Genomic DNA, 25891 nt, shown 5'->3' with positions numbered 1-25891 from the left:
ATAACTTCTTCTCATAAGTAGACCACCTTTCACTATTTTATCTTAACTTTGTGTCTACTTTATCATACCATGCCCAAGTTTTTATTTTTTTAGTTGTCTACTTGACGGGTAGCAGTTCATAGCTCATAGATTACCCTTTTATTTTTATTGAAATTTCTAGACTAGTGATATTTGTCATAAAGTGCTAATAAGAGATTGACCATTTCGCCGTAGCTTTCTGTTCCTGATTCAACACCATTAGATTGTAAGTAAGCATTATTGATCTGCTCAGCAGTTTCTTTTACACCTCCTTTATAGCTATCCCAGAATTCATTAATATTGACTAGGTCCTTATACACTTTATCAGACATAGTGGCATTTATAGAGAGAAGAATCTCCCTATCTGCCTGAGCAAGCGCATTACTTGTATAGGAGATAGCCATAATATAGGCAGAGTACTGGAAGTCTAGATCAGGGTTAGCCATAGAGGTAATATAGGCAATAAAGTTACATTCACTTTCAAAACCATAGCCACGTTGGTGAGCCATTTCGTGACAGGTGGTAGAAGGAATGGTAATAGGTGGTACAGCTATATTGATGTTAGGCTCACCTGTAAAAGGTGAATAAATACCGGTGATGCCTGTATAGTTCATAAGTGGTGAAGCAAAGACTGCTTTAGCTTTGCCATAATGGCCATTAAGAGCTTCAAAAGCTTGCCCTGCTATATCATAGCCTGCTTGAGCCCTTCTAAAGATATCTTGATGGTCTCCATAAGGGATAGCATTACCATTCTCATCTTCGGGAAGCTCTTCACGTATTTTGCCAGCTTGGTCTAGGAGATAACTATAAAGTTCACCTAATTGCTCTGGCGTGTAGTCGGCCATAACAATGCCGTATTTCTCACTAAAGTGTGGGCGTTTATAGTTAGCTGCCCAGCCTACAATGAAAATAAAGAATAAAATAGAAGCAGTTACACCTAAATTAAGAAGATAGTTTAAAAAGATTTTAAGCCCCATATCTAGGTGTGTAAAAATCCTAAAAAGGGTATATAGGGTATAACCAATAAGAGTGATAACACCTATATAAATACCCCATTCAAAGAGTGAGAAAGGAAAAATTCCTGTAATAGAACTTAGAATCTTAATAAACCATTTATTAATACCTAAGGAATAAAAGCGTTCCCAGCTATCAGGAAATAAGCCATATAAATAAGAAACTAAAATAGCAATAGGAATAAGAAGTAAGGTTAATAATTTTGTACGTGTTTGCAAATAAAATCCTCCCTTAAATGAAGTAAAATACTATTGATGTTTAGTTTTACCGTACTTACTGTTTTTATTTATTATAGCCTTATAAAGTGGTATAAATATAGAATAAAATCGTTATAAAATGCCTATAAAATTTATAAGTATTAAACAGCGAAATAAAGAGTCATTGAATAAAGTAATCAAAAGTTCTCCATACTCTATAAAAAGAGCAGGAGGTTTTTTATGAGGGATAGAAAAAATATTATTATTATTGTAACTACTCTAATGATTGGAGCAGTGTGTATTATGGGACTAGACCTGTTCTTCTAGGAGGCATAAACTTGTCTACTTTTCAATATAATGTATTAGGCATAGGCGTGAGCCGAAAAGGTAAAGGAGGCAGGTATGAAACAACTAGGGATATGGTGTCTGATTATTTTAGGAATGTTATTGGCAGTCCCCATGGTAATGGTATTTGGGGGAGGCTTTTATGATGCATCCTTACTTGCTAATGTGCAAACTATGAATACAGATGGGGAAGATATAGAGAGTAAGGAAGATGAGAAAGAACTCATCAGCGCACTTGCCAAAATGGTATCAGCAGATGAACAGGAAGAAGTGCTTAAAGCTCATGCGGTCATGATTAGAACTTATAGGATGAGAAGGAAGCTGGGCATAGTAAGTGAAGGTGAGCTAAGCTATATGACGCAGGAAGAGATGAAGACGCTATGGCAGAAAGACTATGATAAGAATTACAAGCGTTTAGAGGATGCAGTCAAAGAGACATCAGGGCTTGTCATGTATTGTAATAATGAACTGATTGAGCCTATTTATCATAAGGCAAGTGCAGGTATGACAAGAGATGCTAAAGGCATATATAATATGGATATTCCTTATCTAAAGCCTGTAGTCAGCGAGGATGAGGCAGTAGAAGACATTATTGTCACAAAAGAAGAAGTTGTGAGTACACTCCAAAGCGTATATCCTACACTTGTTGTGCAACCTAGCTTCTTAGAGCAGCAGATTCAAATTATTGCCAAAGATCAAGGGGGCTACATAGAAAGTTTACAAGTAGGGAACAGCATTATAGATGGTGAGAGCTTTAGAAAGCTTTTTAAGCTTCCTTCAGCTTGTTTTACTATGAGTTATGATGATACATCCATACAGTTTCGTGTAAAGGGGATTGGGCATGGTGTAGGACTCAGCCAAGAAGGGGCTATTCGAATGGCTAAAGCAGGTGCTACTTATGAGGAAATCTTAAAATATTACTATACAGATATAGAGATTAAAAATTTTTAATTTTTGATGAATAATAACAAATTCCTCTGGCGATAATTTAGACGTCGGAGGTGTAAAGAATGAATAAACTTAAAGACTTTACAAAAAAATATGGTTTTTATTTAGCAGTAGGTGTTATCAGTGTAAGTGCCGTTGGAGCAGCTATCGTACTTTCTCAAAATACTACACAGGTAGATAATCCAAATGGTGCATACGTAGAAGATGTACTTGACCAGAATGTAGACGTAGAGGAAGATAATCTTGAAGATGTAGGTCTTACAGGAGATGAAGCTTCTGAAACTTTAGAGCCTTCTACATCAGATGAAATCATTGAAGTAGAAGAAGGAAATGTAGATGAGAGCGTAGATGTAGCTTCTAATCCAGCAGAAGCTCCAAAAGAATCAGAAGATGACCTTGTAGCAGAAACCTTCAGTTCTACAACAGCAGACCAAGAAGAGACACCTTTCTTTGCAGAGGGAGATAATATGGTATGGCCAGTAGATGGTGAAGTTATTGTACCTTTCAAAGATGATAGTACAAGCCATTGGTATAGTACAGCTTTAGAACAAACGATGCGTACTTATGGTATTTGTATTTCTGCTGATGAAGGTGAAGCAATCAAAGCACCAGCTAAAGGTGTTGTTGTAGACATTATCGATGATGCTACCACACTTGATAGCATGAAACTTGTAGGTAATGTTGGACAGGTTATCGTTATTGACCATGGTAATGGTTATACAACAGAACTTGGTATTCAAGAAGGTACAGCAGATATGGATTTATTAGGACAAACTGTAGATGCTATGCAGGTTCTTGGTGAAGCAGGTAAAGCTACAGGTCCATTTGCAGACTTAGGTACTAACGTATATATGCGTGTTAAACATGGGGATGACTATGTAGACCCAACAACAATCTTAGGAATGAGAGAAGAAGTTGCTGGTGTAGATATGGGTCATACAGCTGACTAAAATAGCCCATGTGAAGTTAATAAAGGGTGGTTGCAAAGATAGATGTTGCAACCACCTTTACATATGGTAAGGGATAACTTACATTTTAAATTTCGACTTAGTCTTAGAGAAAAAATAAATTCCTTATTGGTTTCGATTTAGAGTTTCTATAGAGAGTAAGCTTATGGGGAAAAATGAACTTTAATCAAATTGGCTTGTCCCTCGTCAAGTTTTTCGGCATAAAAGAGGACTTCTTAGCATATTTATTAATCAAGAGTTGTGTTAAGGGGGGCCTTTTCTTGAAACCTTATATCGAAGAAAGAGCCATAGAAGCTGCAAAATTTATTATCAATTCTAACGCTACAGTAAGGGAAACGGCCAAGAAGTTTGGTATCAGTAAAAGTACAGTGCACAAAGAGGTTACAAAATGGAACTGTTAATAAAATAAGAAAATAAATTTGGATGAAAGGTTCAATTAATTCTAGTATAACAATGATTTAGAGTAATATAAACATTATAATAAAATGTATCAAATATATTGTAAATAATTTTCTATAATGGAGTATTTAATATTAAGAAATTTATATAGTAGTTTTATAAGGACTCTCGAGAGTTTTTAATGCTATGTTAAGGTAGTGTAAAGAATTCTCGAGAATTTTTAATGTTATTCTTGAGAGAAAATGAAGAAATTACGAAAGTCTTTAAAGACACATCGAGAGGAGATGAAGTAACTATAGAATATAGAGAGTAGGTCAAAATAAGAAGCTGACCTTTCTTGGTCAGCTTTTTATTTTATACTAAACTTATAAGAGGAGGAATATAGTGCGAGTTTTAGTAATGGTTTGGAGAGTGGATTAAATGCATTGAATATATTTTTGGTACTATGTTATTATAAGTTTATATAACCATACTATAATTAAGGAAGTGATAAAATGGGAAATACAGCTCAAATATATGACTTCAAGAGTGAACTAATAAATGGTAAGACTTTCTACATGTCACCTTCGGCATCTCCACTTCATGGAATGATTATTGGAAATATTTATGTTATGTTAGCGAACTATTTAAAGGGTAAGCCGTGTCGTGTTTTTACGGATACCATAGACGTATACTTAGATGAAAGTAATCGGGTAATTCCAGATGTATCTGTACTTTGTGATAAGACTAAGTTTACTGATAGGGGATATGAAGGGGTTCCTAAGTTAATTGTAGAAGTCATTTCACCGAGTTCTGTTAAACGTGATAGAATTGAGAAGAGAGCATTATATGAACGCATGGGTGTTGCACATTATTGGTTGATTGACCCTAAAAACAAAAATCTTGAGATTTACAATTTGGTAGATGGGAGATATGCTCTTGAGGACATTTATACCGATTATGATGAGCATGAATTAGAGAGAATGTCTGAAGAAGATAGGGATAGTATCGTGACAGAATTTAAGACAGCGGCTTTTGATGGTTTGGTATTTAATATAGCAGAGATATTTGAAACTTTCTAAACAAATGGGGCATATATGGTCTTCTATATACTGCCCTATTTATTATTTTTATAGAGAATCAGATAAGCAATGATAGAACAATGTTATTCCATATAATTGAATATATCACAGCTATGATGTTACGAAAGCTATGTCAAGAGAATATGATGTTAAGAGAAGATTACCAAGACCTATCACAATACCCATTTACTTAGAGACAAGGTGCTAGGTGTCTTTTTTTGTATATAGGTGAGAAGATATAGAGAAACCCTAAAGGTAATAGCAAGGATTCTCGAAAAGAAACATAGAGATTACGAGAGTGATAGTAAGTATCTTCGAAAAGAAACATAGAGATTATGGGAGTGATAGTAAGTATCTTCGAAAAGAAACATAGAGATTATGGGAGTGATAATAAGTATTCTCGAGAAGAAACATAGAGATTACGGGGGTAATAGTAAGTATCTTTGAGAAGATATACAAGGCTTATGCCTATACACTAGAAAATATACTATCAGTAAAGTAGGAGAGGTATGTTAAATAGATACAATATAAGAGGTATTTGTATATGATATAGGGAGTAGAGAATGAGGAGGAGATAGATTATGATATTCGAGGTGGATAATAGTGAGATTATTACACAACTTCAATCTACAAGGGAGACTTTGGACAAGAGATTGGGGAAGTGTATAGTAGCATTTAGTCTAAGGGTTGAGAAAGAATTAAATGAGGCACTCATACAGAAAGCAAAGGAGTGTAATCTGTCTAAACAGGCATATATACATCAGTTACTCATGAAAGCTGTTAAAATGGATGTAGGTATGTAGAAAGTCTTGAAGTAGGTTAAATTATGGTATCAAGTAGATACAGTTATGAAGAATCTAAACTATTAGTCATGTAGACAATTGTCACGACTAGTCGTTTAGATTTTTTTTATTGCTAGGAGTCCGTCAAAAAGGTGGACTCATTGAGGGATATGGTAGTTATATCTGCACTTAGATAGCTTCTAGCAATGAGTACTTTAATGTTAGCATAGAGAGCTGACCATAATTTGCCTAAGAAGCAAGTCCCTAGGGGAAGTCTACCCTTTTAAAAAGGGATAGGAAGAAGGTATGAAGGAACAGGTTCAAATAAAGGCATTAGAACACGTATAGAATAAAGTATGTACGGAAAGCGTTGCAGTTAACTATAGAGGGTAAGATGACCGAATCAATTGCTATGAGCCTCAATAAAGATAATCATTGAGGATAAATCTATCATTAGATATGTGATAAGAATAATAAAAGAGAGGAAATAACAGATGAACTTTTTAGAGAGTATGGGTGATGAAGTATACAGTATAGATAGTTCTTATATGAGAGGTATACATATCGTTATTAAGTTAAATACACACATTAACTTAACAACGGAAGGATATCACATCATGTTATCAGATATACAAGGATGTGCGAATAATCATAATATGGTCTTAGAGAAAGTGGCAATAGAGTTAAAACCTTATATACACTTTCATATTCTAGCAAAATATCAGTGGGATATTAATGAAGCATATAACTATATGGAGCAATTCAAACGTGTTTGTGGGAGAAAAATTCAGCAATTAATGAATGTTAAGGTAAGGAAGACTTTTGAGTATGTTAAAGTGAACCCTATACATACTCAAGTTCATTGGAATAATACATATAACTATATTTGTAGGAAAGAGGATAAATATAGTACTAACATAATATAAACTGTATTAAATTTTGAGAAAGTTAGCAAAGATAGGTTACACTCTTATACTTCCCTAGACTATGTTTTTACCACAATATAAGGAGGGATAATGACAGTGGCAAAAAAGATTAGTAACGAACACAATATTGAAAAACACAAGGTATATGAGAGACAAGACAAATTACATGAGGTGGACTTACAGGAGATAGTAAGAGAACACGTGAGACTTAAAAGGAAACTCGAGAAAATAGAAAGTATGTTGAGAGCATATTTGAATACTCAAGAGGAGATTCAGATGAACAGTGGTGAAGGTCTGTCTTACAGTAGATATGTAAAGTTTATTGAAGGAATTAAGAGTATGAATTCCCCTATATTGAATGCGATATTTATTGCAGAAGATATAAGGATGTTGGAAGGAAAAGTTAAAGAAATTATACCTTTATCAATAGAGATAGGGTCTCAGTACAAGGTACTTAACTTAACTAAGGAAAACTTGATGTTACTAGAAAATGCCTATAGACCTACAAAGGATTTTGTTCTGACAGAAGAGTTAACTAGGCTAAACTTCCAAGGAGCTTCCATCGCAAAGTTCAAAAAGTATCTTGTTAAGTACAGACAGTGGAGAGAGATTGTAGAGCACAATCAGCTTTTGTATAAGGGATATGTAGAATATAGATTAGATGAAAAAGGAGCGAATTATAATGCTGAATAAGAGAATACGAATAGAACGAGAAGAAGAGTTACAGCCACTCATATTAAGTATTTGTCAAGGTATCATATATCAGTTTCTATTTTTAAGACCTGTAACCACACAACTTGTATTGAGGATTTATAGAATGGAGGATAAGCTTTGTATTAATGTATCTGATAAGGAATTATTTGAATTAGAGCTCCGAGTTACATATGCTTCTAAATTAGAAGAATCAATAAGAAATGTAGATATAGATTAAAAGAATAAGTAGCATAGGGTATCATAACTCCATGCTACTTGTTCTTTTTAAACTCAAGGAATTCAATATATTCACGTACAGACTGAACAGAGGTTTTATCTAGTTTTTCAAGACGTTCAATAATATCAGAATAGATATGCTCATGGTAGGGGTTAGAACCTAGTAACCAAGGAAGGGATACTTCATAAAATTGTGCAAGATTTTTAAGCGTTTCTACATCAGGAGAAATCTTATCAAGTTCATAACATGAAAGTGTTTTATTGTTAATATGCAGTTGTTTACTAACATCTAGTTGCTTAAGGTCTTTATTTTCACGACATTTGCGTAAACGTTCGCCAAGGCTCATTAGTAGCACCTCCTTTTAGAGAATAGTCTAGATGAATTTAACAACTAATCGATTTAATTCTGTTAAAAATAGAAAAATGTATTTATTTCTAGTTTTAATAGAAGTATAATGTTTTATGAATAGTTCTGGGTAAGTGTTTCAGAACTAGATTTTATACAAATTTAAAATGAGAAAGGTAAGGAGTTAAATTATGAAATTACAAAGAAGATTAGCTATGTTAATGTCGGGAACAATGCTGATAACAGCAATGCCAGTATGGGCAAATGATTACTCGAAGCATTGGGCAAAGGAGGCTATTGAAAGATGGAGTACAAATGGAGTTGTACAAGGGTATGAAGATGGTTCTTTTAAACCTAATCAAAAGGTGACAAGAGCGGAGCTTGCATCTTTTGTTGTCAGAGTATTTGGGTTAACGGAAGTAAGTAATGCAAAAAAATACGATGATGTTCAAGAAGGTCAGTGGTACACCAAAGCAATTAATACAGTAAGTTCATCAGGGATTATGAAAGACTATGGGACATCATTTAGACCAAATGATTTTGCAACAAGAGAAGAGACTGCACATGTATTAGCAAATGCTTACGAATTAACAGGGACAAGTCCACAATCATTTGATGATGAGAGATTGATTTCAGCATGGGCTGAAGAACAAATAGGAGCTATGGTACAACATGGTATTCTCAAAGGCAAAACAGAAACTACTATTGCACCACAAGATTCTGTAACAAGAGCTGAAGTTGTGACAATGCTAGATAGATTAACAGCCGAGTTTTACAATCAATCAGGTACATATACACCAAACACAGATGGAAATGTAGTAGTTAATACTAAAGATGTAGTTCTAAAAGATGCTATCATAAAAGGAAACTTATATATTGCAGAAGGTGTAGGTAATGGTGATGTTATTTTAGATAATACAACAGTTACAGGAAGGGTTATTGTTGAAGGTGGTGGAGAGAACTCCGTTAAGTTTACAAATGGTTCAAAAGCAGACAATGTAAAAGTAGAAAAAGCAGATGGCAAAGTACGTATCTTTGTAGATGACAAGTCAACTGTAACAGATGTTGTACTTGAATCAGGTGCAAAAATTGATGGTACTGTAAATTCATTAACAGTAGAAACAACTCAACCAGTACAAGTTCTCTCTGGAATAATTAAGAACCTTACATTTAGCAAAGAAGCTAAAGGTGTAGCGATAACATTAAGTGATAAAGTAGAGATAAAAGAGGCTATATTTAATGTAGAGAGTCAAGTAAAAGGTAAAGGTAAAATAGAAAATGCTACTGTTAGTGTAGAGGGTGTTAAATTAGAAACACAGCCAAGTCATACTACACTAGAAGGAGATATCAAAGTATCTATTGGTGGACATTTATTAGATAAGGATGCCGTTAATAAACCACTAGCTGGAGTTGGAAGTGGCTCATCAGGTGGAAGTTCATCAGATGATAGTTCAGGAGGAGGCTCTAACGGTGGTGGAGAAACTGTTAATAAACCTCAAGCAATTGTAACACCATCTAAAGTCTCTCAATTTCAAGTATCAGGTACAGGAGTTGATATTGAAATTAATCTTAAGAACACTAAATTAACCATAAAAGAGGCTGGTGATTTATGGAAGGCGATTGAACCAACATTTAATTTAAATGGTTCAGTTGGAACAGAGATTGTAGATGAAGATACTTTTAGAGTACATATTAGAAGTAGGATAGCAATTGATAAACTGCCTTCACGTTGGGAGTTTGTTCTTCCAGAAAGTATTTTATCAACCAATAAAGATATTAAGATAAGTGTACCTATTGTGGAAGATACTTCAGAAGAAATATTTGAATTAGCTTTAAATGGTATTCCTGATATGTTTGAGATGTCTATTGATGAACATGGGGATAATATATTTAGAGTACTAGAGACATGGACAGGGATTAATGCAATTCCAGACTTGGAGATGGATGTAGAGGTTCTAGCATTCCATGAATACATCAATAATGATGGAGTAATTAATTATCCAGACAATTCTATTGGAGAGGCTATTCCAATAAATGTAGCAATTAGCTATAAGGGAATGGAACAACAAAAACAAGTATTTGTTGCATTAAAACCTTTATCAGAAGTAGATGAAGTACCAAATGGGACAGAGAGACTAACAACTACACCTGGAGCTATTAGCGTATCATCAGGGGATGTGGTTGAATTTACAGTTACAACAGATTCAGCTATTTTTATTCCGAATGTAAATGGAGAAATTCATGGAAAATATAATGGCTCATACTGGGTAGAAGTATTTGATAGCATTGTTTCAGATGATGGAAAGACTTTGAAATTCAAAGCTAAATTTAATGATGTTGTTACAGGAGCTAGGTTTGATTTTATGATTCCAGAGGAATGGTTTATTGATGGAAAATACAGACAAACAGAACTAATTATTGTAAAGAAGAAGTAACTAGAAAGTATAGGAGTGAGTAGATATAGGCTCCTTCTATACTTCTATATACATGTTTATTTTGAATCATGCCTAAACTCATGTACTACACATGTCTGATTATGTGATTTACAGTGGAGATAAAGTAGTCAAAACAGGAAACCTTGTAAATAGTGGTAACACATTGAAATTTGTAGAAGAAAAATAAGGATTAAGAAAGCTAACCTAGACTTTGGGTTAGCTTTCTTTGCGTTCAGTGATACTTTGTTAGGAGAAGGATAAAATCAAATTTAGAAGTTAAAAATATTCAAATTAAGCACGTTGCTCAAATAAGTACTCAAGGAAGTAATTTTATACATTTTCGATTAAACTTAACTTCCTACACCAAAATCCCTACCGCTATGGGTCTTCATTTAATCGATGAAATTATCTTACAAAATGCCTTAATGGGACAGGAGTAAAACATTCAAGATTTAGATAAAATTGAATTTTTTAGTATAAAACCATTATTTTTAATGAAGACGTCCAAGGAAGGCAAAATTCTTGGCAATCCCATTTTTTCTGGCAATGAAATTTCAAAAATTGAAGACGATTTTTGATGATTTTTCTATGTGAACCATCAGAGGAAGAAGGAAATCTTAATCTAGGACAGGATAGGGAGGTGATAAAGAAGAAATGGTGATGAAGAACCTAGAGAATACGAGAGAGAACATAGTTTGAGGAGGTGATACAAAGTCTGAAAATAGATAGAGACCTTTACGGAAACGTATACCTTTACAGATATGTCTATAAAGTACCCAAACTGTATTCGGAATCCTCAAGTATATAAAATTCGGATATAGCTGAAAATATTGATACCTTTATGGATATAAAAGGGTCATAATGCTGATATACATATAGGAAAGATAGATTAATTGGAGGTATATAGAGTATGGAACCGAGAGTATATGGGTATGCAAGGGTATCCTCACAAGGACAGAGTCTTGAGAGACAATTTGATGCCTTAATAGAGTATGGGATAGAGGAGCGTGACATTATTTGTGATAAGGCTACGGGTAAAAACTTTGAGAGAAATGGGTATCAAAGTTTGAAATCACAAATGCTACGTAAAGGTGATGTGCTTGTAATCAAGGAGTTAGACCGCTTAGGTAGAAATTACACACAGATTAAAACGGAAATGGGTGAGTTAGCGAAGATGGGAGTGGATTTGGTAATATTAGACTCCCCTATGTTAAGTACCTATGATAAAGATGATTTAGAGAAGTGCCTAATCAATACGATAGTTTTGGAACTTTTAGCGTATATTAGTGAATCTGAACTACGAAAGATAAAACGTAGACAACGTGAAGGAATTAAAAGTGCAAAGATGAGAGGAGTTCATTGTGGAAGACCAAGGATAGAGACACCTAAGAACTGGGACAATGTATATGCACAATGGAAGTCTGGAGAAATAACAGCAGTTGCAGCTATGAAAGCCTGTGGTTTGAAACGGTCATCGTTTTATAAACTTATACAAATAACAGAGCAGTCAAAATAAGAAGAGGACATAGATATGCGCTAAGGCATATCTATGTCCTCTTCTCCGTCCATGATAAAGTCATCATCATCATCATTAAAGTCTATATTCTCTTTATCAAAATCAAAGTCTATGTCATCTTCATCAAAGTAAATGTCAGTTGGAGTTAATTCATTTGTAGGTAATGCTGAATTTTGAATGCTGTAATCATAGATGTGAAAAGGATTCAAAAGAGGATTGTAGCGTTTGAAATCTGCTTTTGATGGAAGCGGATAGCCTTGGTTACGCAGAGATTTAAGTACCTCATGAAATTTAGTTTTCCCCATACCTAGTGAGCGACGTAAAGCAGTCATGTCAATTTGTTCAAGAAGATAAGAATAGTATAGACGCATGAAGGTTTTAGCATCTACCTCTTTAGGGTGTACCTTTGTGATAATAGGCTCTACACCTAAAGTGGAGGTGCAAAAGGATTTTAGAAGTTCTAATTGGTTATCATCTAGTGTAAGCACGCATTTGTAGTTCATTTGTTAGGCTCCTTTTAAAGTAATAGGTACGAACTAAGTATACCATATTTAGTTCGTAAAATGAAAGTTCGAACTAAATGCTATAAAAGTCCTAGTGAAAAACTTTCGATTCCCTGTAAAATCGCATGGCAATCTTGGTTTCCCTCAAAAATAACACTCTATGTAGATGAGCATAGGGTTATTCCTAAAAATAATTCTAGATAGTTCTCACTACACATATAAATGTGATAGGAGAGTGGTTAATATGAATACACAATTTAAAGTAATTAAGACCATTACACAAGATAAAAAAGTAGGTGGGAAAATTGAGTTTGTATTAGAGGGGAATGTGGATGAGAAGTTATTTGAAAAAGCGACACAGAGAAAGTTAGCTAAGGTATTAGCGACACAAATATTTGAGGATAAATCATTCAAAGAGAACATATTAGATAAGATTGCGTATCAACCAGTAGCACTATAACTAGGAGGAATACATATGAACGGACTAATGAATACACAAGAGAAGGATGGATTCACGATGAATACTACAAAACACACGACGAAGAAAATGGCATGCTACTGTAGAGTATCTACAGATAAAGAGGAACAACTACAGAGTTTAGAAAAACAAAAGGAATATTTTGAAAAATTTGCGAGTGATAATGGTTATGAACTATATGGTATTTATGCAGATGAGGGGATTAGTGGGAAGCAAGTCAAGAAGAGGATTAAATTCCAAGAGATGTTAGAGGATGCAAGATTGAAGAAGTTTGAAGTGGTAGCGGTTAAGGATATCTCTAGATTTTCCAGAAATACGGTAGATTTCTTAAAAGTTGTGAGAGAACTCAAGTCCATAGGGGTCAAGGTATTATTTACAAACAATAACTTATGTTCTACTGACTCAGAATTTGTACTCTCAGTATTAGTCTCTATAGCTCAAGAGGAAAGTTTGAAGCTCTCAGAACGTGTTAAGTTTGGGAAGGCAATTAATGCTAAGAAAGGTAGAGTACCTAACTTTGTATTTGGTTACAATAAAGTAGATACATTTACATTAGAGATTAATGAGTACGAAGCAAATACAGTGAGGAAGATGTATGAATTATTTCTAGAGGAAGGTTATGGCACTCTCAAGATTGCAGAGTACCTAAATAAGAATGGAGTGTTAACAAAGAAACAACAACGAGCTAACTGGTATCAAAAGACAGTCATAGACATACTAAGAAATCCTATATACACTGGAAAAATTGTGAATGGGAAGACTGAAGTTACGGACTTCATTACAGAAAAAAGACGTGTCATAGATGCTAAAGACCACATTGTAGTAGAAAGACCAGAATTGAGAATTGTAAGTGATGAAGATTATGAAAAGGTTCAGAGGATTCTAAAGGAAAGGAGTAAGAGCTTTAATCTAGAAAATAAGAGAGAAAGCACCAAGTATCCCTTTTCAAATCTTATTAAATGTGCAGATTGTGGTTACACATTTAGAAGAAGAACAAGACAGTACAGTAAAGAGGGAAAAGTCTATAAGAGGTGGTGTTGTTCGATTCGCAATGCTAAAGGAAAGGATGCATGTATCAATAAATCAGTTATAGATGAGGATATTCTATTAGGTCATATAAGAGAATATCTTAAGGAGTTAATCTCTACTAAAGAGTCTTTTATTAAACTAGTGATTAAGGAAGTAGAAGCTTTAGTGAGTGATATAACAAGGGGAATTGACTTAGATGAAAGTCAACTTAAAAAACAGTATGAAGAATTGAGGAAGGAAAGGAAAAAGTATATCAAATTATATGCAAAATCATCTATTACGGAAGAGGAGTTAGACGAATGTCTTCTACCTGTAGATAAAGAGATTGAGAAAGTCAAATTACAGCTTGCACACATTATAGATAGTACACGTATAACAAGTAGTATAGGAGAGGAAGTAAGAACGTACTTTAAAGACATTGATAAACTACTTGAAGTGTCTAAATGGTCTAATATGGACTTGAAGCAACTCATTGAAGAGATTCAAGTATCCCATACAGGAGATGTTAAAGTAAAACTTAAAATGCTTAGTGAACAGGGGATGCCTTTAACCGTTCCATTTAATATAGACAGTCCATAAAGATGTTACGGAACGATTAGAGAAAATTAATCCAAAACTTGCTATGGAAGCCAGAAGGGTGCTTGAACTTAATAAAGCTGAAAGGCATCTAAGAGGTGGATTAGCGACGAAAGAAAAGTACTCAGGATTAATGAAATAGATAAAAGAGAAGGGGCTACTGCAAAGTAGCCCCTTTTTACATGAGAAAAAACATTTTGCACTAGAAATTCTTTTCTAGTATAATGAAAGTAATTTTATGATGAAAAATAGCAGAAAAGTAGGAGAAATGAGAGATGTTTGGAAGCGGAGCAGATATAGGCATTGATTTAGGAACAGCATCTGTTCTTATCTACATAAAAGGTAAAGGCATCGTTTTGCAGGAACCTTCTATTGTAGCCGTTCATACTAAGACCGGCGAAGTCATTGCAGTAGGAGAGCAGGCACGTGCTATGCTTGGGCGTACACCACAGAATATTACAGCTATTAGACCACTTAGACGTGGCGTTATTGATGATTATGAAGCAACAGAAAAAATGCTGAAATATTTTATTCATAAGGCAATTGGACCTAGGCTGATTAAACCTAGAATTGCTGTATGTGTACCGAGCGGGGTCACTGAAGTAGAAAAGCGTGCTGTAGAGGATGCTACAAGGCAAGCAGGTGCAAGAAAAGTAGATATTATAGAAGAGCCGATAGCAGCAGCTATTGGTGCGGGGATAGATATTAGTAGACCGTGTGGGAGCATGATTGTAGACATTGGGGGAGGAACAACGGATATTGCTGTTATTTCATTAGGTGGAACGGTTGTTAACAAGTCTATTAAAACGGCGGGAGACAATTTAGATGATGCTATTGCATATTATCTAAAACGTAAACATAATATTTTGATTGGGGAAAGAACTGCGGAAGAAGTTAAAAAGACAATAGGATGTGCTTTTAAACGAGAGGTACCTGTAGAGATGACAGCAAAGGGGCGTAACCTTGTTTCAGGTTTGCCTAAAAATGTTGTGCTATCTTCAGATGAAATATTAGAGGCACTTCGTGAACCTATTGATGATATGGTTGAAGCTATTCGAGATGTGTTAGAAATGACACCACCAGAGCTTGCAGCCGATATATCTGATAGAGGAATTGTACTCACAGGTGGCGGTAGCTTAATCTATGGATTAGACAAACTTATTACAGAAAAAATAGGTATTAATGCAGTTATTGCAGATGAAGCTATTTCTTGTGTGGCTGTGGGAACAGGTTTATTTGTAGAGTATAAATATTCTAAAAATAAGAAAAGAAATCCTTATGTATAAAGCATTTCGTGATAGATCATTAAAAGGCATCTAATAAAAGTTCTAAAAATTACGCTTGACAAATAATAAATCTTATTTATAATAATAAATTGTAAATTAAATATTGATGAGTAATTCTTATCCAGAGAGGTGGAGGGACAGGGCCCTATGAAACCCGGCAACCAGCGTATAGCGGGTGCCAATTCCCACAAGTACATAATGTACTTGTAAGATGAGGATGTATCACTTAGTGATTATGTAGACAGGGCCTCATTCGTGAGGCCTTTATTTTTTTATCTAGATCGCATTTATACATCTTTAAAACAACTTTATTTAAAACAATTTTAAGGAGGATTTTGAAATGGCAAGAAGACTATTCACATCAGAATCAGTAACAGAAGGACATCCAGATAAAATTGCTGACCAGATTTCAGATTCAGTATTAGATGCTATCTACGCACAAGACCCACAGGCGAGAGTTGCATGTGAAACAGCAGTTACAACAGGTCTTGTACTTGTAATGGGAGAGATTACTACAAGTTGCTATGTAGACATTAATAAAATCGCACGTGACACAATTAATGAAATTGGCTATAACAATCCAAACTTTGGTTTTGATGGTAATACATGTGGCGTAATTGTAGCACTTGATGAACAATCACCAGATATTGCTATGGGTGTTGATACAGCTCTTGAAAATAGAAAAGGGGATTTAACAGAAGAAGGTATTGAAGCTACAGGTGCTGGGGACCAAGGTATGATGTTTGGTTTTGCTTGTAATGAAACACCAGAGCTTATGCCAATGCCAATTTCTCTTGCACACAGACTTACACGTAGACTTACAGAAGTACGTAAAAATGGTACACTTCCTTACCTTCGTCCAGATGGTAAATCACAAGTAACAGTTGAGTATGATGGAGATAAAGTAGTAAGAGTAGATGCAGTTGTTATCTCAACTCAACATGCAGAAGAAATTTCACAAGAACAAATTCATGAAGACATTATGGAACATGTTATTAAACCAGTTATTCCAGCAGAGCTTCTTGATGCAGAAACAAAATATTTCATCAACCCAACAGGCCGTTTCGTAATCGGTGGTCCAGTAGGGGATGCAGGTCTTACAGGACGTAAAATCATCGTAGATACATACGGTGGATATGCAAGCCACGGCGGTGGAGCTTTCTCAGGAAAAGATCCAACAAAAGTAGACCGTTCAGCAGCATACGCAGCAAGATACGTTGCAAAAAATATTGTAGCAGCAGGACTTGCTACAAAATGTGAAATCGAAATTGCTTATGCAATCGGTGTAGCACACCCAGTATCTATCCTTGTAAATACACATGGTACAGGTGTTGTAAGTGATGAAAGACTTGTAGAAATCGTAAGAGAAAACTTCGACCTTCGTCCAGCAGGCATTATTAAAATGCTAGATCTTAGAAGACCAATCTACAAACAAACAGCTGCATACGGACATTTCGGTCGCACAGATGTATCTCTTCCATGGGAACAAACAGATAAAGCAGAAGCGCTTAAAGCTGCTATTCAATAAAGTTATTTCATAAAAGGCTTGCCCAAAAGGGCAAGTCTTTTTATCATAGAAGTATCATCATAATAAAAAGGAGAATACATGAAGACAGTCAAGATTACCAGAAGAAAAAAAGTTTCCAGTAGAGTCATGTACAGAGTACTGTATATTCTACCTTTGGCAATGTTGCTTTATGCATTTTTGACTACCAACTTAAGCGAGCTTTCGCAGGGGTTTCAAATCATTTTAAAATCAAATGATGTACTTCTTACAGATTATTTAGCTATAGCAGGAGTAGGACCTACCCTAGTCAATGCAGCTTTAGTATTACTTATTAATTTATGGTTAATAAAAAAGTTAGATTTAAAGCCTAATGGGATTATTATTGCAGCTTTATTCCTATTAGCAGGGTTTAGTTTTATGGGAAAAAATATCTTTAATATATGGCCTTTTTATTTTGGGGGCTTTATATATAGTAGGTATCATCAGATTCCTTATAAGAACGTTGTATTAATTAATATGTTCTCCACAGCCTTTAGTCCAATCAGTAGCCTTATTGCAGGGGCTATGTCTGACCATTTAATGCTTGTGATAGTGATGAATGCTGTAGTCGGTGGATTTATTGGATTTATTATGCCAACTATTTCTGCCCATATACTTACTCTCCATTCAGGTTACAATCTTTATAATATGGGTACAGCAGCAGGCTTGGTAGGGATGCTTGTTTATTCTATTTTAGATGTCTCTAAGGTGAATATTGAGGCAAATAGTCTTTTGTTGCAAGAAAACAATCCAGCTGTTATTATCTTTTTTGTTTTATATAGTATAACTTTAATTATACTGGGCTGGCGAATTAATGAACGAAGTTTTAAAGGCTACAGAGATGTTATGAAACATACGGGGCGTCTTGTTACAGATGTGATAAAACAGGATGGTTTTGGTTTAAGTATTATGAACATGGGCATATTAGGGCTTTTAAGTATTGCCTTTGTCCTTGTAGTAGGTGGCGTTATGAATGGACCAACCATAGCAGCTGTCCTAGCTGTAATGGGATTTGGAAGCTTTGGTAAGCATCCTAAAAATACATGGCCTATTGTATTAGGTGTATGTTTAGGGTGGGTCATGTTTGGGATTGATAAGCCTATCTCTACATTAGTCATGTCAGCTTTGTTTGGGACAACACTTGCACCTGTTGCCGGTGAATTTGGCGCGTTATGGGGTATTGTAGCAGGGATGCTCCATATGGCTTTTGTTGTTAATATAGGAGCTATGCATGGTGGACTTATGCTTTATAACAATGGATTATCTGGTGGTATTGTAGCAGCTGTTTTAATCCCTTTAATTGATGCATTTAAAAAGGAGAAGAAGAATGAGACATGAGATAAAAAAAATAGCTAAAATGGTGGATGAGTTAACAACATTTTTTATGGAGCATCATCCAAAGAGCTTGAATATAAAAATCAATGACTTGCCAGATCGAGAAGTCATTACAGTAGAGGCTGAGGCATTAGATTATATAGAAGAATGTATTAATGATTTAAAACAGTTTTTAAGCTATCCGAGAGAGCGTGAGATGGAAGAGTATTACTGGGAGTTAGCTGGTGAGACAGACAGCTCAGAAGAACTTGGACTAGTAGGAACAATGATAGATGAAGCTACGATTGGGTATGATGAAGAGAAGGTTGTGATTGAACTCATTCGTAATAAATGAAAAGGTGAGTAGAGATGGAAGAACAATTAGTAGTAGAGGGCATTGTAGAAGATATTATTTATCAAAATGAAGAAAATGGCTATACAGTTTGTACCATTGAATATGAAGGTGAAGAAGTATCTTGTGTAGGCATGATGCTAGGTGTTCATCCTGGTGAAGAGGTGCGTATTGTAGGGGAATGGACCACGCATCCTATATACGGCAGACAGCTTAAAGTAGATACCTTTGATAAAAGTATTCCAAAGACTGTACAGGGGATTGAAAGGTATTTGGCTTCAGGTGCCATTAAAGGGATTGGGCCCAAGACAGCACGTAAAATTGTTAAGCACTTTGGTTTAGATACTTTTAGAATTATAGAAAGTGAACCTACAGTGCTTTCTCAAATCCAAGGAATTAGCGAGAAAAAGGCAAAGGAAATTAGCGAAGTCTTTAGAGCGCAGCATGAGCTAAGGACAGCCATGATGGTTCTTCAAGAGTTTGGTATTACACCGACTTATGCTATTAAGATTTATAAACGCTATAAAGATCAGACAGTAGAAGTGATTAAGACTAATCCTTATCGATTAGCAGAGGATATCTTTGGTATAGGCTTTAAAAAGGCTGATGAAATTGCTATGCAGATTGGTATTGCGCGCAATGACCCACAACGTATTAAGACAGGTGTGTTATATCTCCTTAATAATGCTTCTTTAGAAGGGCATACTTATTTACCACGTGACCTACTTATTGGGCGGGCAAGAGAATTGCTTACGGTGCCAGAAGAAGCCATTATGCTTATCGAGAATGCTTTAGACGAGTTGAGTATACAACGTACGATTATTGTCAAGAATTATGATAATAGGATTTGTGTATTCCTTAAGTACTTATTTGACAGAGAGTTGCAGATTGCACGTAAGCTTATTGACTTAGCAGCTCTTTATGAAAAAGATATGCCTTTTGATTTTGAAAGAGAGCTGAAGCAGACAGAGAAAGAACTTGAAATTAAGCTAGTAGAAGAACAAAGAGAGGCAGTAAGACACGTCCTTCTTAATGGGGTAACGATCCTAACAGGGGGGCCGGGTACAGGTAAAACTACAACTATTAAAGCTATTTTGCATATGCTAGAGAAGGCTGGAGAGGATGTACTTCTTGCAGCACCTACAGGAAGAGCTGCAAAGCGTATGAGCGAAGCAACTAACATGCAGGCTCAAACCATCCACCGTTTACTTGAAATAGGCTACCTTAAAGAAGATGACCAAAGACAGATGTTTAATCGTAATGCAGAGAATCCTCTAGAAGCAGACGTTATTGTTATTGATGAGATGTCTATGGTAGATGTGAACCTTATGTATGCCTTAATGCAAGCAGTGCAAGAAGGGCAAAGAGTTATTCTTATTGGGGATGCTGATCAGCTCCCTTCAGTAGGAGCAGGAAATGTTCTTAAGGATATGATTCGTAGTGAACGCCTTCCAGTGGTAAGACTGACTCAGATTTTCAGGCAGGCACAAGAGAGTGCTATTGTTATGAATGCCCATCGTATCAATCAAGGAGATGAGCCTGTTTATAATGAAAAGAATACAGACTTCTTCTTTATGGCACGTAGCGTACAGCAGCAAGTACAAGATACCATTATTGAGCTCATTACAACACGTATTCCTAAGTTTCAGAAGGTAGACCCGCTAAAGGAAATACAAGTACTTGTACCGATGCGTAAAGGGCTCCTAGGTGTGAATGAGCTCAATAAGGTGCTTCAAAAAGCCCTTAATCCTCCAGCGCTTACAAAAGTAGAGAAGGAGTATCGTGACACCATCTTCCGTATAGGAGATAAAGTTATGCAGATTAAGAATAACTACAATACGCCTTGGAAAATCCTAGCACCTACAGGTTATCCTTTAGATGAAGGGATTGGCGTATTTAACGGCGACTGTGGTATGGTGAAAGCCATTGACTTACAGAGGGAAGTACTTACTGTATTGTTTGACGACCACAAGACGGCGGAGTATGAGTTTAATCAGCTTGATGAACTTGAGCTCGCTTATGCAGTTACCATCCATAAGTCACAAGGGAGTGAGTACCCGGTAGTCATCTTACCAATTCATAGTGGCCCACCGATGCTTTTAAGTCGTAATCTACTGTACACAGGAGTTACAAGAGCGAAGAAAATGGTTGTTGTAGTAGGGCTTAAAGATACAGTTTCGCGTATGATTGCAAATAACAGTGAACTTGAACGTTATACAAATTTAATGACACATCTTAGACAGTTAATTTAGCTTGGGATCATTTAGGCAAAGGGGTACAAAGGTGTTAAAGGCTATTTTAAAGGAAATGATATGTCCGGATAAGTGTATAATCTGCTCTAAGATTTTAGAATCACCTATAGAAAGCTTGACTTGTAATCAGTGTAAGGTACAGCTTTTAGAGAGGGATATATGTAATAGATGTGGGAAACCTTATGCATTTCATGAGGAAACATGCATTTACTGTAATGAGGAGCCTTTGCGTTTATTGCGCGTAAGGGCTCTTTTTCCTTACAGAGATTTATATAAGGAAAGTGTTCAAAGATGGAAGTACACAGGAATTAGAAAATATGCTAAGGGCTATAGTGAACTCATGATAGAAAGTTGGATGGAGGAATTAAAGAGGGAGCTAGATGTTTTAGTACCTATTCCAATTTCTAAGAAAAGGTATCAGAAAAGAGGTTTTAATCAGGCACTAGATTTGGCTAATGAGCTTAGTTATAAAACAGGTATCCCTGTATATGACGTATTAGAAAGATGCAAGGAAACTAAGCCACAGTCATCTTGCAAGAAAGAAGAACGTGCTACCAATATTAAAGGAGCTATAAAAGTAAAAGAAGTAGTACCTTTTAATGAAGGTATTACTATTGCTTTTATAGATGATATTTATACAACAGGTAGCACTGTCCGTGAATGTATGCGTGTATTAGAGGAAGAAGTTGTGAAAATAAACAAAGCTTATATCCTAACAGTATGTCTAGCACTATAAATAAAGACAACAAAAGCCCAGCTAAGCGCAGTTCCCCCTTAAAATAACTGCATTTAGCTGGGCTTTTATATGTGGCAAAATCACTTTGCCTTACTGTATACCAATATATAGGCTTTAGATTAGAAAGGGCAAGGAGATCCGTAAGCTAGCATAGGTACTAGGTGGGTGTTTGACGCTACTATAAGTGAAAGGGATGCTAGTACATTTATCACGGCAAGTAGGACAGTAGCACTTAGAACATATGGATCTGCGGTAGGGATTGGCTTGCGCTTTCTACAAAGAAAGACTATAAATTTTGTATAAGTATAGCATTTATGTGATGGGTGCCTTAAAGTACTAGTGCCACATCTAGTATTTAAGGTTAGTAGGCAGGGTCTAAAAAATCTAGAAGGGGGAACTAGATTTTTTAGCTTGTCTACTAAGATGTAAGTAGTACACTACCTAGGATTTGTTTGACTACTTACATAAGATATATAGTCCTTTGTAGGTGAAATTCCCTGTTTTTATTGAGAAAAATTTTAGAAATTTTATTTTAGGTTAAAAAGGGGTATAATAAAAGGATAGATTATTGGCGAGGAGAAAAATATGTTAACGCTAGAAGAGATTAGAGATTTATGTCCTAACGTAGTTACCTTCAATAATGCAAAGCGTCTTTATGGGCTGGGGAGTATTAAGCATATGAGTGCCTTTAAGGAAAGGGATGGCTATGAGGTACATGGAACAATAGAAGAAGATAAATATCATCAAGTAGAGACAATAGTACGTATATTTGATGATGGACGTGTAAGAGTAAAGTGCGGCTGTCATCCACCTTATGGCTATTGGTCTATTTGTGAGCATGGTGCAGCGCTGCTTATGGAATTTTGGGAAAGACTTCAGACAGGGACTATTAAAATTCAACCTATTGAGCAGATTTATGGCATGGAAATGCTAGCCTTTTATGAAGAGGAAGCTATACGTAAGATGCAAAAGAATAGAGAAGGGTATATAAGAGTACAGCCTAAACTTTATAAAGTTTGGGAGAATGTATATGGGGTAGGTCTACAAGTGGGGGAAGATCGACTTTACATTGTAAAAGATATAATGGAGTTTGTAGATGCTATTTTAAAAGAAGAACAGCTAGGTTATGGAAAGAATTTGGCATTTATCCACCATGTAGGTGCATTTTGTGAACAAGATAGGCCACTTATTGAGTGGATTGTGGATGAAGCAGTGGCAAGGCAAGCTACATTAGACCAAATGTCAGGTAGACTTACTAAGTTAGACAAGAAATATATTGCACTGACTCCAGGCGGCTTTGATAAGTTTTTTGAACTTATGGAAGGTAGAACTATTTCTTATTACGATGATAGTAATGAAGAGATTACATTAGTAAAAGATAATCCAAAGCTTTACTTTGATGTAGCTAAGGAAGAGGAACAGTTTGTTCTTACTTCTAATTTGAATCAATATAGCCTGATTGAGTATCCTAAAAATAAGTACATTATAATAGAAGATAAACTTTATAAATGTAATAAAAATTTTGCGGATAACGTTATGCCTATACTAGATTATATGAATCAGATGCATACAAGACAGTTTTATTTTGATGAGAGAGGCTGGCAACGTTTTGTTCTCACCATCTTACCGCGTATTAAACGTTATGTAGAGCTTCATATAGAAGAAGGTTTATTAGCACGTTATACGCCACCTGAACTCGTTATTAAAACTTACTTAGATAAAGATGGGTCTAATAATATTGTAGAAAAAACGACCTTTACTTATGGCGTTACGACTTTTAATCCTTATGATACACATGGGGGAGAACCTGTAGACCTTGCTAGAGATATTACTAAGGAGCATGCTTACACTAATATACTGGAGAACTACCAGTTCAAAAATAATAAAGGACAGCTTCACCTAGATGATGAAGAGAGCATTTACAACTTCCTTACCTATGGGATAGATGAACTTTTGCCTATAAGTGAAGTGCATATTACAGATGAGCTTAAGGCTATGAAATTTAGAAAACCGCTTATTGGTAGTGTGGGTATTAAGATAGAAAGTGATTTGCTTAAGGTGAATTTTGAGGAGATTAACTTAACACCGGAAGAAATTGATGCCATTATGGAGGCGTATCACCTTAAGAAGAAATACTATAGGTTACGTAGTGGTAGCTTTATAGATGTAGGAAATCGTGAGGTAGACCAGCTGGCTCAAATTATGGAAGGGTTAAGACTGGGTAGTGATGCAATCAGTAGTGGAGAAGTTACTTTGCCTAAATATAGAGCCTTATATCTAGATCAGATTACGAAGCAGAATGAAGACTTAAGTGTAGAACGCGATAAGTACTTTAAGCAGATTATTCGTGATGTAAAAAATGTGGCAGATGCAGATTTTGAAGTGCCAACTTTTTTAAAGAAGACTTTAAGAGGCTATCAGAAAGTAGGTTATAGATGGTTAAGGACTATGGCAGCATATGGATTTGGCGGTATACTGGCTGATGATATGGGACTTGGAAAGACCTTACAGGTGATTACCTTATTAGCAGCGCAGCAGAATGGGAAATCTAAGCAGAACTTAGTTGTAGCACCTACGTCACTTGTACTGAATTGGCAGAAAGAAATCGAAAAGTTCACACCTCATCTTAAAGTATTAGTCTTAAATGGTACTATAGAAGAGAGAAAAGAGAAGCTTAAACATATAGAAGGCTATGATATTCTTATTACTTCGTATGATTTATTAAAGCGTGATATTGAGCTTTATGAATCTCTTCATTTTAAATATTGTATTGCAGATGAGGCCCATTATATTAAAAATCCGAATACACAAAATGCTAAGGCACTGAAATGTGTTAGAAGTGAAGTACGCTTTGCTTTAACAGGAACGCCTATAGAAAACACACTAGCAGAGTTATGGAGTATCTTCGATTTTATTATGCCGGGTTATTTATTTAGTTATCAGCAGTTTAAAGGGAGCTTTGAGACACCTATTTTAAAGTTTGAAAGTGAGCGTGCAACCAATCAGCTACGAACTATGGTAGCACCATTTATTTTACGACGACTAAAAAAAGATGTCTTAAAAGAGCTCCCAGAGAAAACCGAAACCATTCTCTATAATGAAATGACGCCAGAGCAGGAAAAAATTTATAAAGCTAACTTAGCGCTCTTACAGCAAGAATTCCAAAAGGAAATGAAATTAAATGGTATAAGTAGAAGTCATATTAAAATACTAGCTATGCTTACGAGGCTTAGACAGTTATGCTGCCATCCAGGGTTATATCTTGATGAGTATGAAGGAGGAAGTAGTAAACTCGACCAATGTATAGAGCTTATTGAAGACAGTATTGAATCAGGACATAAGATTTTACTCTTTTCACAGTTTACAACCATGCTTGATAAGATTGCTTATGAGCTACAAGTAAGAGGGATTTCTTATTATATGCTGACAGGTGCAACAAAGGCAGAAAGAAGAATTGAAATGGTAGAGCTCTTTAATAAAGATACAACACCTATATTCTTGATTTCACTTAAAGCAGGAGGAACAGGGCTGAATCTTACAGGAGCAGATATTGTTATCCATTATGACCCTTGGTGGAATGTATCAAGTGAAAACCAGGCAACAGACAGGGCACACCGTATTGGGCAAAAGAATAATGTACAGGTCTTTAAGCTTATTACTCAAAATACGATAGAAGAAAAAATCAAGAAGCTTCAAGATAAGAAGATTGGTTTATCTGATCAGGTATTAACAGGGGAGCAGACCTTTATTAGTCATATGAGTGAAGAAGAAATAAAAGATTTATTTAAATTAGATTAAAAATCAATTTAACAGGCTTAGCTTATAGTCTATGGGCTAAGCCTTGATGATTTGGATAGATATTCCTATTGCTAACTTTATAAAGAAGTGCTAATCTATGACCATGCCGAAGGAAGCACAGACGCTTTTAGATTAA

At 35.5% G+C, this 25891-nt stretch carries 21 protein-coding genes, 2 pseudogenes and 1 riboswitch; of the genes and pseudogenes, 20 read left to right on the top strand and 3 right to left on the bottom strand.

Annotated elements, in window-relative coordinates; all coding sequences use genetic code 11:
* Positions 1-161: 161 nt before the first annotated feature.
* On the bottom strand, positions 162-1250 hold the full coding sequence (locus H8718_RS09215; protein ID WP_249332661.1) for a DUF3810 domain-containing protein: 1089 nt from the start codon (positions 1248-1250) through the stop codon (positions 162-164).
* Between the two features lie 381 nt (positions 1251-1631).
* Between H8718_RS09215 and H8718_RS09210 the strand changes: the two genes are divergently transcribed.
* The 8 genes and pseudogenes from H8718_RS09210 to H8718_RS09175 all read left to right on the top strand — a co-directional run bounded on the left by H8718_RS09210 (position 1632) and on the right by H8718_RS09175 (position 7589).
* Positions 1632-2525, top strand: a complete 894-nt coding sequence (locus H8718_RS09210; protein ID WP_249332660.1) for a SpoIID/LytB domain-containing protein — start codon at positions 1632-1634, stop codon at positions 2523-2525.
* A gap of 59 nt (positions 2526-2584) precedes the next feature.
* Positions 2585-3472 carry a murein hydrolase activator EnvC family protein gene (locus H8718_RS09205; RefSeq protein WP_249332659.1) on the top strand — a complete coding sequence of 296 codons (888 nt, stop codon included), beginning with the start codon at positions 2585-2587 and terminating at the stop codon, positions 3470-3472.
* A 278-nt stretch (positions 3473-3750) separates the two neighbouring features.
* Positions 3751-3876, top strand: a pseudogene (locus H8718_RS09200) (sporulation transcriptional regulator SpoIIID); the annotation flags it as partial.
* 507 nt (positions 3877-4383) lie between these two features.
* Positions 4384-4950, top strand: coding sequence for a Uma2 family endonuclease (locus tag H8718_RS09195; RefSeq protein ID WP_249332658.1), 567 nt, complete (start codon positions 4384-4386; stop codon positions 4948-4950).
* A 581-nt stretch (positions 4951-5531) separates the two neighbouring features.
* Positions 5532-5753, top strand: coding sequence for a hypothetical protein (locus H8718_RS09190; protein WP_249332657.1), 222 nt, complete (start codon positions 5532-5534; stop codon positions 5751-5753).
* A 473-nt stretch (positions 5754-6226) separates the two neighbouring features.
* Positions 6227-6658 (top strand): hypothetical protein, encoded by a 432-nt coding sequence (locus H8718_RS09185; protein WP_249332656.1) that lies wholly within the window; start codon positions 6227-6229, stop codon positions 6656-6658.
* A gap of 96 nt (positions 6659-6754) precedes the next feature.
* Positions 6755-7351 (top strand): hypothetical protein, encoded by a 597-nt coding sequence (locus H8718_RS09180; RefSeq protein ID WP_249332655.1) that lies wholly within the window; start codon positions 6755-6757, stop codon positions 7349-7351.
* On the top strand, positions 7341-7589 hold the full coding sequence (locus H8718_RS09175; protein WP_249332654.1) for a hypothetical protein: 249 nt from the start codon (positions 7341-7343) through the stop codon (positions 7587-7589). The genes H8718_RS09180 and H8718_RS09175 overlap by 11 nt, the downstream gene beginning before the upstream one ends.
* A 34-nt stretch (positions 7590-7623) precedes the next feature.
* Here the strand turns inward: H8718_RS09175 and H8718_RS09170 are convergent, their stop codons facing one another.
* Positions 7624-7935 (bottom strand): helix-turn-helix domain-containing protein, encoded by a 312-nt coding sequence (locus H8718_RS09170; RefSeq protein WP_249332653.1) that lies wholly within the window; start codon positions 7933-7935, stop codon positions 7624-7626.
* A gap of 190 nt (positions 7936-8125) precedes the next feature.
* On the opposite strand from H8718_RS09170, the gene H8718_RS09165 reads away from it, so the two are divergent.
* Entirely contained in the window at positions 8126-10369 is a 2244-nt protein-coding gene (locus tag H8718_RS09165) for an S-layer homology domain-containing protein (RefSeq protein ID WP_249332652.1), read from the top strand.
* 910 nt (positions 10370-11279) lie between these two features.
* Positions 11280-11885 (top strand): recombinase family protein, encoded by a 606-nt coding sequence (locus H8718_RS09160; RefSeq protein ID WP_249332651.1) that lies wholly within the window; start codon positions 11280-11282, stop codon positions 11883-11885.
* Positions 11886-11905: 20 nt separating this feature from the next.
* Here H8718_RS09160 and H8718_RS09155 read toward each other — a convergent pair whose 3' ends face one another.
* Positions 11906-12388 (bottom strand): hypothetical protein, encoded by a 483-nt coding sequence (locus tag H8718_RS09155; protein ID WP_249332650.1) that lies wholly within the window; start codon positions 12386-12388, stop codon positions 11906-11908.
* A 244-nt stretch (positions 12389-12632) separates the two neighbouring features.
* Here H8718_RS09155 and H8718_RS09150 point away from each other — a divergent pair, with 244 nt between their 5' ends.
* The 10 genes and pseudogenes from H8718_RS09150 (at position 12633) to H8718_RS09105 (ending at position 25755) form a co-directional block, all read left to right on the top strand.
* Entirely contained in the window at positions 12633-12848 is a 216-nt protein-coding gene (locus H8718_RS09150; RefSeq protein WP_249332649.1) for a hypothetical protein, read from the top strand.
* A gap of 15 nt (positions 12849-12863) precedes the next feature.
* Positions 12864-14474, top strand: coding sequence for a recombinase family protein (locus H8718_RS09145; protein WP_330597624.1), 1611 nt, complete (start codon positions 12864-12866; stop codon positions 14472-14474).
* Positions 14464-14613, top strand: a pseudogene (locus H8718_RS20965) (sporulation transcriptional regulator SpoIIID); the annotation flags it as partial. The gene H8718_RS09145 and the pseudogene H8718_RS20965, both read left to right, overlap by 11 nt.
* Positions 14614-14746: 133 nt before the next feature.
* The gene (gene mreB, locus H8718_RS09135; protein WP_177670658.1) at positions 14747-15757 is read left to right on the top strand and encodes a rod shape-determining protein; all 1011 of its coding nucleotides are present in this window, start codon (positions 14747-14749) and stop codon (positions 15755-15757) included.
* 114 nt (positions 15758-15871) lie between these two features.
* Positions 15872-15975: riboswitch (SAM riboswitch) on the top strand.
* 122 nt (positions 15976-16097) lie between these two features.
* Positions 16098-17285, top strand: a complete 1188-nt coding sequence (metK, locus tag H8718_RS09130; RefSeq protein ID WP_249332648.1) for a methionine adenosyltransferase — start codon at positions 16098-16100, stop codon at positions 17283-17285.
* 78 nt (positions 17286-17363) lie between these two features.
* Entirely contained in the window at positions 17364-18641 is a 1278-nt protein-coding gene (locus H8718_RS09125; protein ID WP_249332647.1) for a DUF1576 domain-containing protein, read from the top strand.
* A complete protein-coding gene (locus H8718_RS09120; protein WP_177670665.1) occupies positions 18631-18972 on the top strand; it encodes a hypothetical protein in 342 nt (113 codons plus the stop codon). The genes H8718_RS09125 and H8718_RS09120 overlap by 11 nt, the downstream gene beginning before the upstream one ends.
* A 14-nt stretch (positions 18973-18986) precedes the next feature.
* Positions 18987-21221, top strand: coding sequence for an SF1B family DNA helicase RecD2 (gene recD2 / locus H8718_RS09115; RefSeq protein WP_177670667.1), 2235 nt, complete (start codon positions 18987-18989; stop codon positions 21219-21221).
* 31 nt (positions 21222-21252) lie between these two features.
* Complete coding sequence (locus tag H8718_RS09110) at positions 21253-21957, top strand: ComF family protein (protein ID WP_249332646.1); 705 nt, start codon at positions 21253-21255, stop codon at positions 21955-21957.
* A 585-nt stretch (positions 21958-22542) separates the two neighbouring features.
* A complete protein-coding gene (locus tag H8718_RS09105) occupies positions 22543-25755 on the top strand; it encodes a DEAD/DEAH box helicase (protein WP_249332645.1) in 3213 nt (1070 codons plus the stop codon).
* Positions 25756-25891 lie beyond the last annotated feature (136 nt).

The sequence above is a fragment of the Zhenhengia yiwuensis genome (assembly GCF_014384995.1).
GTDB lineage: Bacteria > Bacillota > Clostridia > Lachnospirales > Cellulosilyticaceae > Zhenhengia > Zhenhengia yiwuensis.
Note: the sequence above shows the minus strand (reverse complement) of the source record. Positions and strands in the feature narration are given on the sequence as shown.